Source organism: Brevibacterium sediminis (genome assembly GCF_024895295.1).
GTDB lineage: Bacteria > Actinomycetota > Actinomycetes > Actinomycetales > Brevibacteriaceae > Brevibacterium > Brevibacterium sediminis.
Genome location: NZ_JAHQRN010000006.1, coordinates 170,869 through 183,445, shown reverse-complemented (window position 1 = coordinate 183,445; position 12,577 = coordinate 170,869). Strand labels below are relative to the sequence as shown.

The 12,577-nt window shown below is 65.3% G+C and carries 9 protein-coding genes; 4 read left to right on the top strand and 5 right to left on the bottom strand.

What is annotated here, in order from left to right:
* Positions 1 to 9 precede the first annotated feature (9 nt).
* The 3 genes from KTJ89_RS15000 to KTJ89_RS14990 all read right to left on the bottom strand — a co-directional run bounded on the left by KTJ89_RS15000 (position 10) and on the right by KTJ89_RS14990 (position 3,356).
* Positions 10 to 1,233, bottom strand: a complete 1,224-nt coding sequence (locus tag KTJ89_RS15000) for an ATP-binding protein (protein ID WP_259358304.1) — start codon at positions 1,231 to 1,233, stop codon at positions 10 to 12.
* A 144-nt stretch (positions 1,234 to 1,377) separates the two neighbouring features.
* Complete coding sequence (locus KTJ89_RS14995) at positions 1,378 to 2,271, bottom strand: dihydrodipicolinate synthase family protein (RefSeq protein WP_259358303.1); 894 nt, start codon at positions 2,269 to 2,271, stop codon at positions 1,378 to 1,380.
* Between the two features lie 104 nt (positions 2,272 to 2,375).
* The gene (locus tag KTJ89_RS14990; RefSeq protein WP_259358302.1) at positions 2,376 to 3,356 is read right to left on the bottom strand and encodes an aldo/keto reductase; all 981 of its coding nucleotides are present in this window, start codon (positions 3,354 to 3,356) and stop codon (positions 2,376 to 2,378) included.
* A 140-nt stretch (positions 3,357 to 3,496) separates the two neighbouring features.
* Between KTJ89_RS14990 and pdxA the strand changes: the two genes are divergently transcribed.
* Both pdxA and KTJ89_RS14980 read left to right on the top strand, forming a co-directional pair.
* The gene (gene pdxA, locus KTJ89_RS14985) at positions 3,497 to 5,962 is read left to right on the top strand and encodes a 4-hydroxythreonine-4-phosphate dehydrogenase PdxA (RefSeq protein ID WP_259358301.1); all 2,466 of its coding nucleotides are present in this window, start codon (positions 3,497 to 3,499) and stop codon (positions 5,960 to 5,962) included.
* A gap of 166 nt (positions 5,963 to 6,128) precedes the next feature.
* Complete coding sequence (locus tag KTJ89_RS14980; protein WP_259358300.1) at positions 6,129 to 6,914, top strand: DeoR/GlpR family DNA-binding transcription regulator; 786 nt, start codon at positions 6,129 to 6,131, stop codon at positions 6,912 to 6,914.
* Positions 6,915 to 6,945: 31 nt separating this feature from the next.
* Here KTJ89_RS14980 and KTJ89_RS14975 read toward each other — a convergent pair whose 3' ends face one another.
* Positions 6,946 to 8,115 (bottom strand): sialidase family protein, encoded by a 1,170-nt coding sequence (locus KTJ89_RS14975; RefSeq protein ID WP_259358299.1) that lies wholly within the window; start codon positions 8,113 to 8,115, stop codon positions 6,946 to 6,948.
* Positions 8,116 to 8,243: 128 nt separating this feature from the next.
* Entirely contained in the window at positions 8,244 to 9,596 is a 1,353-nt protein-coding gene (locus KTJ89_RS14970) for an Nramp family divalent metal transporter (RefSeq protein ID WP_259358298.1), read from the bottom strand.
* Between the two features lie 311 nt (positions 9,597 to 9,907).
* Here KTJ89_RS14970 and KTJ89_RS14965 point away from each other — a divergent pair, with 311 nt between their 5' ends.
* Both KTJ89_RS14965 and KTJ89_RS14960 read left to right on the top strand, forming a co-directional pair.
* Positions 9,908 to 10,636 carry a sulfite exporter TauE/SafE family protein gene (locus KTJ89_RS14965; protein WP_259358297.1) on the top strand — a complete coding sequence of 243 codons (729 nt, stop codon included), beginning with the start codon at positions 9,908 to 9,910 and terminating at the stop codon, positions 10,634 to 10,636.
* Positions 10,637 to 11,011: 375 nt separating this feature from the next.
* Complete coding sequence (locus tag KTJ89_RS14960; protein WP_259358296.1) at positions 11,012 to 12,469, top strand: lipase family protein; 1,458 nt, start codon at positions 11,012 to 11,014, stop codon at positions 12,467 to 12,469.
* The last annotated feature ends 108 nt before the right edge of the window (positions 12,470 to 12,577 follow it).

Genomic DNA, 12,577 nt, shown 5'->3' with positions numbered 1-12,577 from the left:
AGCGCTGATTCAGATTTCGTTGGCGAGCAGGAACTCAGGGAGTCTGCGATGTTTGATTCCATTCACGTTTCCTCCGACAAGCGGGTCGAGTGTCAGCAGGTATTTCGGATGGTTGTCCGCAATCGCTTCGAGCGGCCGATGTTCTCGGTGGCGGGTATCCTCAGTCGCGATCGTCGTGGCCACCTGGATGTAGACGACCTCGTCGGCACGCTGAGCCACAAAATCGACTTCGGCTGTTCCGATCCGACCGATGGTGACCTCGTAGCCGCGTCGACGCAGCTCCATCCACACGATGTTCTCCAGCACTCCCGGCAGACGCTGGTCCGAGTAGCCGAACAGGGCATTGACGATGCCATGATCGCCGACGAAGTGCTTCTCCTCTGTCGCGAGGATGGCCCTGCCGCGCAGATCGAACCGAGGAACTCGTGCGATCACGAAGGCTTCGGACAGTGCCGTCAGATAGTTGAGCACGGTCTCATGGCCGATCGACCGGCGCTGAGACTTCATGAAGTCGGCGACACGTCGAGCGGAGAACGGATTGCCGACATTGTCGATCGCGAATGCGGCGACGCGTTCGAACATATCAGCGTCACGGATCCGATTCCTCGCGAGCACATCCCGGACGAGCGTGGACCTGTAGATGTCCATGATCATCGAGCGGGCGTCGATTTCGTCGAGCGGCAGCATGTGCACACCGGGGAATCCGCCGAGGCGCAGATAGCGTGTGAACTCGGCATCTGTGCCCGCCGTGTCGTCGGCGGCGAATGCCTCTCGGAACGACAGGTATTCGCGGAAGGACAGTGGCCATACTTCGATCGTCACGTACCGCCCGGCGATGTAGGTCGCGAGTTCGCCGGACAGCAGTCGCGAGTTCGACCCAGTGATGTAGAGATCAGTCCTCCCCTCGGCAAGAAGCGAATTGACCAGGCGCTCCCACTCGGTGACTTCTTGGATCTCATCGAGGAGGACGTAGGTGCGGCCCTCGCTCGGGAGCACATCCTTGAGGTGCGCATTGAGCGCTTGAGCCGATGCCAACGACGCATGTTCGAGGGAATCGAAGTTGAGATGCACGATGCGTTCGGGGTCGATGCCACGCGCGATCAGCCGCTCGACGACGAGGTCGAGGAGCCGCGATTTGCCGGACCGGCGCAATCCGGTGAGCACTTTGACGACCGGAGCGTCGATGAACGATTCGAGCTTCTCGAGATACTTCGGCCTGTCGACGATAGACATCGCACTACCCCCTCACTGTGGCGATCACAATCGCCGCACAGGTCGATCTGACCCATGGTGGCGATTATAATCGCCACAATCTGTTGAGTGAAGGATTCTGGCGGTTGTAATCGCCACGGAACGGGCGGATCAGGTCAGCCTGTCTCAGGCCAGGCCGCGCTCCACGTCCGCGGCCACTGTCGCAGCGACCTGCTTCTTCGCTTCATCCGAGAGCGCGTTGAACGGCGCCCTGGCCGGGCCGAGGCCGAATCCGCGTTCGTTCGCAGCTGCCTTGACGACGGTGTTCGGGTTGCCGAGCGCGAGACAGTTGCGGATCGGGCGGATGCTGTCCTGTGCAGTGCGCGCAGCATCGGTGTCGCCGGCGACGAACAGGTCGTAGATCGAGGCCATCGTCTGCGGGTAGATGTTCGCGATGCCGCTGATCCCTCCGGCACCTCCTGCCAGCAGGGTCCAGAGAATGAGGGAGTCATTGCCGGAGATGACGTCGAAGGTCTCGCGATCGGTGCGCTCGAGGTACTGCAGGATTGTGTCGAAGTTCCCGCTCGAGTCCTTGACTGCGGTGATGTTGTCCACGGCTGCGAGCTTTTCGAGCGTCGCCGGTGCCACGACATTGCCGGTGCGTGCGGGAATGTTGTAGACGATGACCGGAACGTCGACGGAGTCGGCCACGGCCCGGAAGTGATTCTCGATCTCGACCTGCGAGGCGGCCGCGAAGTACGGGGTGATGATCGACAGCGCGTCGGCACCGGCCGCAGCGGCATCGGCGGCGATCGCGATGGTCTCCCGGGTCGTTGCGGCTCCGGCACCGATGACGACGGGGACGGCGCCTGCCACCTCGTCGATGACGATACGCGCGGCCTCGGCGCGCTCGGCCGCGGACTGGGCGTAGAACTCACCGTTGGTGCCGAGGGCGAAGATGCCGTGGATGCCGGCGTCGAGCTGGCGCCGGACATGGGCACGCAGAGCGGACTCGATGAGGTTCTCACCCCCGTCGAACGGGGTGGCGATAGCGGCGAGGATTCCTGAGATGGATGACATGATTTCCCTTCGAACGGTTGGTGCAGCCGAGCCTGTGCAGGGTTGCGAAATCGGTGGAGACGGATGCGGGCCGGCAGTTCTGCCGACAGCTCTTGATTCGTGAGTCAGCGGTTGTACTTCGGCTGGGAACCGCGGATTGCGGCGGTGGCGTCATCGACGGCGGTGAGCACATCGGCCGGCAGCGGGCCTTTGGCGATTGCGGCGATATTGCCCTCGAGCTGGGAGACGCGGCTGGCTCCGAGCAGCAGGGCGGAGATTCCGGGTGCCTCGGCGACCCAGCGCAGGGCGAGCTCGGCCTGCGGGATCCCGGAATCGTCGCCGACGGCGGCAAAGGCCTCGACCGAGGCGAGGACGGAGTCGGAGAGGTAGCGCTGCGAGTACATCTCTGCCAGCACGGATCCCGAGAAACGGTCCCCCGTTCCGTCGGTCGACGGGCGGCGGGCGAGCAGGCCCCCGGCCAGCGGGTTGTAGGCCATCGTTGCGATGCCGTGGGACTGTCCGCATTCGAGCCATTCGTCCTCGATCCGGCGGGCCAGGACGCTGTAGACGTTCTGCGCCACGACGGGGCTTGGAGCGCCCGCGCGCTCGGCGGCGGCGATGACGTCGACTGCCTGCCAGGCGGCGAAGTTCGAGATGCCCAGCGCGGTGATCTTGCCTTCGGCGCGCAGGGCGGCGATGGTCTCGAGCGTCTCGTCGAGCGAGGCCGCACGGTCGGGCTGGTGGAGATAGAAGAGGTCGATCGATTCGACGTCGAGGCGTCGCAGCGATCCTTCCACGCTCGCGCGCAGGCCGGCTGCGGACAGCGGCGAATGCTCGCCGGCATCGGCGTGGGGCATTCCTGCCTTCGTCGCGAGCACGATCCGGTCGCGGTGCTTCTTCACCAGCGGCGAGATCAGGCTCTCGGTCGTCGACTTCGCATATCCGTTGGCGGTGTCGATGCCGGTGATCCCGGCCGCAACGGCTGCTTCGAAGACCTCGTGCGCTGCCGCTTCGGTCACGGTGTCGCCGAAGGTCATCGTGCCGAGCACCAGCCGGGACAGGGGGACGGAGACTCCGTCGAGCGTGATGGTCGAGTCTGTGGTCAAGGGAGTCTCCTCGTTGAGTGGGGCAGATCGTCGATACACCGATCTTCCCATTTGTGCGTGGATCGTGCAACAACTTGCGCATTCCGCGCACACATGTCAGTGTAGAGGGTGTTCAGCCGGACCGGACGCAAAGGAGTGCCATGTCAGCAGGCGAATCCGGTGTCCTGGTCATCGCCGACGATCTCAGCGGCGCCGCCGAGGTCGCCGCCACGCTCGATCCGGGTACCCCGATCGTTCTCACCCCGTCGAGTGCAGAGTCCGCGACCAGCTCAGATGACTCCATCGCCGAGGCGAACGCCGGCGCAGAATCCGATCGGCCCTTCACCGAGGCGGCCCACACCGGTCCCCGGAACCTTGTCGTCGATCTCGACTGCCGTTATCTGCCGGCCGAGTCGGCCAGCGCCCGCACTTCGGCTGCGCTTCGTGACTTCGGCTCGTCACGCGCCACACTCATCAAGGTCGATTCCCTGCTGCGCGGCAACATCCGCGCCGCGCTCGCTGCGACCGTCGGCCACGCGACCGGCCCCGTGTTCTTCGCTCCGGCGCTTCCGCAGCAGGCCCGCACGGTCGTCGGCGGAGTGCCCTTCGACAACGGAATTCGGCTGAGCAGCACCCGCGCCTGGAGCCTCGAGGACGGCAGCGCACCGGAGTTGCTTTCGGATCTGTGCCCCGTCCCCGCCCGCCATTTGGGTCTCGACGAACTGCGGTCTCTGCCCAGCACCGATGCTGCCGACGTCTTTGACAACGCCGCTGACAGCCGCGACACCGCTGCCAGTTCGGAAGCCAGTGTCGACGTCTCGAATGTCGGCTTCGGCGGCGAGCGCCTCATCACCGCCGACGCCGAGACGATGGAGGATCTCACCCGTATCGTCGCTCTCGCCGAGGCGACCTCGGCCATCCTCGTCGGCACTTCCGCACTCGCCCGCGCCCTGGCCGAGCGTCGACGACGTGAACTCCCTGCGCCAAGCGACGCATCTGCCCTGGCCGATGTGGGTGACGCTGCAGCTGAACGGCCCGAGCCCTCATCATTTCCGCGCACGCCCGCACGGGTGCTCACTCTCCTCGGCACCGCGGCAGAGAGGATCGAGGCGCAGATCGCTCACCTGCGTGACCACTCGGACACTCGTGTACTCGACTTTCCCGCCACAGAGGTAGCCGCGTGGGCCGACGATCCGCGCCGTCTCGACGATTCCGCCGTACGTGTACGCGCGGCGCTGACCGAGTCCCACCTCGTCGTCCGACTCACCGACACGGGAGCCTCCGTCGACCCTCGGCCGCTGCCGGGGCTCCTCGCCGAATTCACCACCCGTGCACTGTCCGGATTCGGTCCCATCGCCCTCGCAGCTGCCGGCGGCGAGACGGCACGAGCCGTGTTCGACCGCCTCGGCGTGCACCGGATCGAAGCGATCCGCGAAATCCACCCGGGGGCGGTGCTGTCCACGGTCGGAACCGCCTCGGCGAGCATTGCCGACGATGTCGACCTCGCCGCCGTCGTCACCCGGCCCGGCGGCCAGGGCGGACCCGATTCCCTCACCCTCATCCACGCGGCTCTGACCACCGGTGAGCCCACCACGACCACCGCGGCCATCGTCGCGAACCACGAAGGAGAGTCAATGAACGCGCTTCCCACAGTCGCAGTGACCATGGGCGATGGGGCCGGCGTCGGCCCCGAGATCTGCATCGCCGCCTGCCTCGACCCCTCGGTACTCGCGGTCGCTGCGCCCGTCGTCATCGGGGATGCCGCACGGCTCGAGCAGGCCGCGCAGGTGCTCGGCACCGCGGTCGAGGTCCGCCGAGTCGACTCCCCCTCTGAGGCCGAACACGTGCCCGGAGTCATCAACATCATCGACCTCGCCCTCCTTCCGGGCGATCTGCCCTGGGGCGAACTCTCCCCAGTCGCCGGAGACGCCGCGTTCCGCTACATCGAACGCGCCGCGCAGCTGGCGATGTCCGGTGAGGTGCAGGCGATCTGCACGGCGCCGCTCAACAAGGAGGCCCTCCACTCCGCTGGGCACAAGTACCCCGGGCACACCGAGATGCTCGCCGCCCTCACCGGCACCGAGGAGGTCTCGATGATGCTCTCCTCCCCCAAGCTGCGCGTCATCCACGTGACCACCCACATCGGACTCATCGATGCCGTGGCGAAGATCGAGCCCGGCCTCGTTGAACGCACCGTCCGCCGCGGCCACGACGCCCTCGTCCGGGCTGGACTGGAACGACCGCACATCGGGGTGTGCGCGATCAACCCGCACGCCGGTGAGAACGGGCTCTTCGGCTACGGCGAAGAGGAGGAGAAGATCACTCCGGCGATCACGAAGCTGCGGGCCGACGGCATCGACGCCGTCGGGCCCCTGTCTGCCGACACCGCCTTCTTCCTCGCCGGGCGCGGCGACTACGACCTCATCGTCGCGATGTACCACGATCAGGGGCACGGCCCCATCAAGGTCCTCGGCATCGATGCCGGCGTCAACATCACCGTCGGCCTGCCGGTCATCCGCACCTCGGTCGATCACGGCACCGCGTTCGACATCGCCGGCACCGGCAAGGTCGACACCGAGTCGATGAGCGAGGCGATGCGTCAGGCTGCTGCTCTCGCCGTCGTCTGAGTTCGGAAGGTCATCCGGCGGAGGCGAGGTGCGGTTCGCACAACGGAACACCGTGCCAGCGCCGAGGCAGTGGTGCGATCCGCGCGTCACCGTTGTCTGAGTTCTGCGCGGTTCGCGCGATAATCCGCGATACAGTGGCGATCAACGGCAATCCGACAGGAGAGACATGAACGCAGGCGAACGTCGCGAGGAGATCCTTCAGCTGGCGCGCACCCAAGGTGAGATGAGTGTCGAGACTCTGTCGGAGATGCTCGGAGTCACCGCGTCGACGATCCGCCGGGACCTGGCGAAGCTCACCGATTCCGGCGAATTGGCCCGCACCTACGGCGGTGTCATCGCTGTGCCCACCGAGGCGGAGACCACGCTGGCTGAACGGTCGCACGAAGCCCCCGAGGTCAAACGCGCGATAGGTTCCTGGTGTGCCAAGCAGGTGCCGGCGGGCTCACACGTGCTCCTCGACGCAGGCACGACAACCGCGCAAGTTGCGCGCGGACTGCGCGAGACGTCCCCGCTGTCGGTCGTGTCGACCGGGTTGACATCGCTGCAGCAGATGGCTGATCTCGAGGGGGTCGAGTTCACCCTCCTCGGCGGCAGATATCGTCCCGTCAGCCAGGGCTTCATCGGCCCCATCACCGAGGCGGGGCTGGAGAAGTTCACGTTCGACTTCGCCTTCCTTGGTGCCGATGCCGTCACCGCTGAGGACGGTGTGTGCGAAGCCCTGCCCGAACAGGTCCGCCTCAAGGAACTGATGAGCCGCCGCGCCACCCACGTCTTCGTCGTCGCGCACGCTGAGAAGCTCGGCCAGCGGCCCTTCCATGCCTGGGCCGACCTCGGCAGCGGATGGACGCTCGTCACCGACGATTCGGCCGATCCGGCGCAGATCACACCGTTCGAAGAGCGCGGAATCGCCGTCGTCCGTGTCGACCAGATGGGCAATGCCGTACACAACTGACGGCACGCGAGCATATAGAAGCCCCGGGGGCTCAGCCCCAGAGTTTGCAGTCGGTGTGGACCTGGTCCTCGACTCCGGAGATCCACGCTTCGTCGAAGACGACGTGCCGGATCGCCCGTCGGGAGCTGAAGGCGTAGACGACGTGGATGAGCCCGTCGGCATCGACGATGCCATGCGGATACTCCTGACGGCGATTGCTGCGTAGGTTGCCGTCACCGGAGAACCCGTCACCGGGCTCGATGACTCGACGCACCGGCCAGGTGCGGCCCTCATCGTTCGACACTGCGATGACGATCCGCATCCGTTCGTACGGCCAGACCACCTCGCCGGGTTCCGTGGCGACCTGGTGTTCGTTCGAGACGAGAGCGAGCATGCCCGAGGGCAGACGGAAGGCGCTGAGACCGGCATTGTTGTTCGGCACCTCGGTGGCCTCGGGAACCGACCAGGTCTCTCCTCCGTCGTCGGATCGGCTGAGGTAGACCCAGTCGGCGAAGCGTGAGCGGAAGAGGCTGACGAGGCGTCCCGGTTCGAGCTCGACGAAGTTCGGGTGGACCCGACCGGCTGCATCGGGGAACTCGACCTGTCTCCAGATCGATCCCTGATCCGTGGAGATCTGGACGACCGGTCGGTCGGAGCCGTTTTTCGAATCGTCGTCGAAGCACAGCCACTGAGTGTGCACCCACGTCCCGTCCTCAAGGACCTGGATGGGCTGCCGGCAGAACGTCCCCTCCCGGTCGAAGAGCGTCTCCGGTTCGCTCCAGCTCACTCCGTCGTCGGTCGAACGGATCACTTTGACCACGGAGGTGTGCTGGAGGTTGAAGGTCTCGGGGACCCCGGACTGGCGCGACAGCTGGGAGGTATAGACGAGCCAGATCGTCCCGTCGGGGGAGGCGAAGAGACCGGGGTTCTGGTCGGATCGGATCTCATCGTGGGTCACCGCCGCCGAGGCGGTCCACCGTCCCGTATCGATGCCGAATCGGGAGACGAGGATGTCGATGTCCTTGTTGCCCTCATCGCTGCCGCCGAACCAGGCGGCCAGGAGTCCTCCGCCGGGCAGGGACAGGATCGACGGCGCGTGGTTCGAGCGCCGATCGGTCGGGATCACCGCGGCCGCGGAACCGTCGTCCTCGAAGAAGCGGAGCCGGCCGTCAGCCGACGGTGCGGGAACTCGTTCGAGTGCGGGCTGGGACAGCAGTGTCATGGGTGTCTCCTCCATGTCTTGGCAACGGAATCAGGGTACGTAAGGGTGGGCCGCCTCGGCGGGATCGTTCGCACGGCATGTGTGGGCCGCCTCGGCGAGGGAATCCCCGGACCGACGGTCCGGACTCATCATCCGAACGCGGTCTGGAACATCGCGGGGATCTGCATGGCGATCTGGACGCCGACGACGATGGCGATGATGCCGAGGAGGAGTAACAGGCCGGTCTGCCATTTCCGGTTCACCGCGTACGAGTGCATGTGCTTCTTCCGCGAAGTCAGCAGCAGGATGCACACGACGATGATCGGGAGGCTGAGCACTGTGGAGATCGCGGTGCCGACGATGTTGAGCGAGATGAGATCCGGGGCGCCGGGGATCGTCGAGGCCAGGGGCAGGACGATGAAGACGATCGCCTGGATCCACCGGAAGGCGGGGTTCTCCTCGTCGCGGCCGAGGAACTTCCGCATCGACGGCACGGTGTGGTTGATGCCGTTGATGGCCAGCTGAGAGAAGCCACGCGACTGCGGCGGGAAGCTCGTCATCGCGGCGAAGAAGATGCACATCCACAGCAGATACGGACCGACCGGGCCGACGGCGACCGAGAGCATGTGGGAGAGGTCGAATTCGTCGGCGATGGAGAAGCCGGGGTGGGCGGCACTGAATTCGGCGGCGACGATCCAGAACAGCAGGTTGATGATGAGCAACGGGGCCATGCCGGCGATGAGGTCGAACTGCTGAATCCTCCGGTATTTCGGCCCGACCCAGCCCTTGTCGCGCATGAACCCGGAATAGAGCAGGTTGGGCATATTGCCGGCGATCGTGCCGATGGTCGCCGAGGCGATGACGATGGGGGCGAATGCCGAGGTGTTCTGCTCCTTCGGGATTTCGAAGGCCATGCCCTGGACGAAGCCGGCGATGTCGAAGGTGCCGATCTTGATGAGCGCGTAGACGAAGGCGATGATCATCGCGACCGAGGCGAAACGGGCGAAGTACTCGAGGACGACGAACTGCTTACGCAGCATGACCAGCGACAGGGTGAGAGCGACGATGATGATCGCGCAGAGAAATCTGCCCCAAGAGCCTCCCCACTGACCGCCCGTGAGCTCGTGGAGGCCGACGGCAGCGGCGAGGAGGAAGGTGGCCTGGGTGATGAAGCCGGCGATGAGGACGACCGCGGCCATGATCCCCGGCAGCGCCGGCGACAGGCGGGCGAATCCGTCGAGGATCTGCGTGTCTCCGTGCTTGTTCATCAGCGTGTACTTCGCGATGGACGAGATGATGAACGTGCGGGCGACGAGCGAGAGGATGAGCGTCCACAGCAGCGCATACCCGTAGGAGGCGCCCGAGACCGAGGAGCTAACGAGGTCGCCGGTACCCAGGAACGACATGGCCAGCACGAGACCGGGCCCGACCGAGGTGACGAGACCGAGACCGCGCGGCAGCGGATTCTGCGCGGGCATCGAAGAGACAGAGCTGCGTTTCACGCTATGGACGTCGGCGGCCATGGCTGCACTCCCATGTGTAGATGGACAACTGGGTGATCGCCCGGCGAATGATGCAGCGGTGGAGGCGCGTCATCATCGTGCGCGATCTTCGTAAAGACTAGCCCATTCATGCGTGTTGTGCGCAAGTGTTTTCGCAAAGAAGATGGTGAGTTGTTCGGTTTGCGCATAGAATAGGTGCTTAAAACGCGCAATCTGCGCCGCACGGGCATTGTCGTGAGCGGCGAGTGCCGTCTGACCGGAGGCCCGCAGATGTCTGACCGTGGCGCCCACAGCGGAGAAATGAGGAATCGATGGAGATCATCCAGTACCTGATCATCGGGATCGTGGTGCTGGGTTCAGCCTGCCTGCAGGGCTCCATCGGATTCGGCCTCGGCATGATCACCGCACCGGTGCTCGCGCTCCTGCGCCCCGACCTCCTGCCGTCCGCTCTTCTGCTGCTGGCCACCCTCACATCATTCACGGCGTTCGCCCGTGAGCGTCAGGACGTCGATTGGAAGCTCGTCGGCTGGGGCGCCCTCGGACGACTGCCCGGCATCGCTATCGGCACCGCCGCCGTGGTGCTGCTGCCGGATTCCGGACTGTCTCTGATGCTCGCGATCACAGTCCTCGCCGGCGCTGCATTCAGCCTGGTCGGCTGGTCACCGGCGGCCTCGCACCGCAATATGTTCTTCGCGTCGTCGGTCTCGGGGATCTTCGGCACGGCCACGAGCATCGGCGGACCCCCGATCAGCCTCATCATGCGCTCGCTCGATCCGTCATCGATGCGCTCGACGATGAGCGCCTACTTCACCCTCGGCAGCATCCTGTCTCTGACGGGACTGACCATCGGCGGAGAAGTCGGCACCAGACACCTCATCGCGGCGGCGGTCCTGCTGCCGTTCATGCTCATCGGACTGTGGCTGTCGAACTTCGTCATCCGACGCGCCGACCGCCGACTCCTCTACCGCCTCGCCGTCGGCTCTTCGATCGTCGGCGCGCTCCTCGTCATCGTCGAAGTCGTTCGCTCTCATCTCGCCTGAACCGGCGACCACTAGTCGCGATCTGACGAGACGGCATCCCGCCCGGCGGCCGTCGTCGTGTCCCCTGTGGGTGGATCCACCTCGAAACCTGCATGAAAATCAGGGTGGATCCACCCGCAGGATGCGCCGACCCACCGACGCCAGACGCTCGGCAGCAGACCGAATCAGCCACTTAACTACCACTCAGTTCTACTATCAAGTAATGTGTGTGGTGCCCGTCACAATCAGGGCGTCCAACGGTGAACACTCTGGCCGACGGCACCCCGTCACCACACTTACCTCACCGTCACGGTGCACTCCACCGCGATCTGCACCGACACTACTGTCCCGCACCTTCTCAATGCCGAGAGACATGGCAGAACAGGACCACCGCCTATGAGCACGCCAACTACAGCACTGCCGACCACCTCCTCACACGGGCCCCGTCGTCGCCTCCAGGCCCTGAGCGCCGCAGCCGTCGTCGGCCTCGCACTCACGTTGTGCACGACCACCGCGCCGGCCCACGCCGCCGAACTCGTTCCGCAGACCGATGCCGAGGCCGAACAGTTCCTCGATGACCGTGCGGCAGAGGATCCGAGCACACTCGACCGCGAATCAGTCCCCGAGGGCATCAGCGTCGAACAGGCGAAGAAAGCCGTCGAGAAGACCGACGAGCTCACACCCGCCGACGTCGAATACGCAGCCGCGCAGGAAGACCTGCCGGCATCAGGAGTCCCCGGAGATTTCTATCAGACCCCGGACTCGCTGCCGAGCGAGGACGGCACAGTGCTCAAGCAGGCCGACTCGGAGTTCTACCTCGATCCGGTGAAACTCATCAAGCATGACGCGAAGTCGACGGTCTTCATGTATAAGACCACTGATGAGAAGGGCCAGGCCCGAGCCGCGACCGCCACCCTGCTCACTCCGAACGGCGCGAGCGGCCATGCCGACGATGCCGTCGTCATCTCGCCGGGCACTCAGGGCATCGCCGACAAGTGCGCTCCCAGCCGTCAGCTGGGCATGGGAACCGAGTACGAAGGGATCTCAGTCGCCTCGGCCCTGGCCGCGAAGCATCCTGTCGTCGTCGTCGACTACATGGGCCTCGGCACCGAGGGCACTCACCACTTCGTCGATCGCGTCGAAGAGGGTCGGTCTGTCCTCGATGCGGCACGTGCCGTCCAGCAGGTCGATGGCAGCGAGATCGATGAGGACACCAAACTCCAGCTGCGCGGCTACTCGCAGGGCGGTCATGCCACGACGGCTGCCCTGGAACTCCAGAAGGAGTGGGCACCCGAGCTCAACATCGCCTCGGCTTCGGCCGGCGCAGTGCCCGTCGATCTGCACAAGACGGTGTCCGGGCTCTCGAGCGTCTACACGGCATTCGCGCTCTACGGTGTCGTCGGGTTCGCCGAGCAGGCCGACATCGATACAAGCGACTTCCTCGACGAGAAGGGGCAGAAGATGGTGGCCGAAACAGCGGACAAGTGCACCGTCGAAGCCCTGCTCTCTACAGCCTTCACGGATGGGAAGTCGCTGACGAAGAACGGCGAGTCATTCACCGACATCATCGACGAGAACTTCACGGACATCGTTGACCGGCAGCGGTTGGGCAAGGCCGAGGTGCCGGATGTTCCGCTGCTGGTCAATCACAGCCGCCTCGACGACGTCATCTCGTTCGATCAGGGCAAGGAACTCGCCTCGACGTGGTGCCGAGCCGGCCACAAGGTGGCGTTCGAGGACAACCTCGGGCCCACGCACGTCGGCGGCTACGTCGCCGCGCTGCCGCGCATCGAGACCTTCACCACCCGCACCTTCGCGGGCAAAGCACCGCTCGACAGCTGCTGGAGGCTATGACCTCCCACCTCACCGAAGCAGCCCGCCCGGTTGAGGATTCTGTCCTCACCGAGGTGGCCCGCCCGGTTGGGGAGCCCATACGCCCGAGGCGGTCCACCCTGAACGGGG

What these genes read in the sequence shown, in the direction of transcription:
- KTJ89_RS15000 (WP_259358304.1), bottom strand. Translation starts at nt 1,233, where the DNA reads ATGTCTATCGTCGACAGGCCGAAGTATCTCGAGAAGCTCGAATCGTTC.
- KTJ89_RS14995 (WP_259358303.1), bottom strand. Translation starts at nt 2,271, where the DNA reads ATGTCATCCATCTCAGGAATCCTCGCCGCTATCGCCACCCCGTTCGAC.
- pdxA (WP_259358301.1), top strand. Translation starts at nt 3,497, where the DNA reads ATGTCAGCAGGCGAATCCGGTGTCCTGGTCATCGCCGACGATCTCAGC.
- KTJ89_RS14980 (WP_259358300.1), top strand. Translation starts at nt 6,129, where the DNA reads ATGAACGCAGGCGAACGTCGCGAGGAGATCCTTCAGCTGGCGCGCACC.
- KTJ89_RS14975 (WP_259358299.1), bottom strand. Translation starts at nt 8,115, where the DNA reads ATGACACTGCTGTCCCAGCCCGCACTCGAACGAGTTCCCGCACCGTCG.
- KTJ89_RS14965 (WP_259358297.1), top strand. Translation starts at nt 9,908, where the DNA reads ATGGAGATCATCCAGTACCTGATCATCGGGATCGTGGTGCTGGGTTCA.
- KTJ89_RS14960 (WP_259358296.1), top strand. Translation starts at nt 11,012, where the DNA reads ATGAGCACGCCAACTACAGCACTGCCGACCACCTCCTCACACGGGCCC.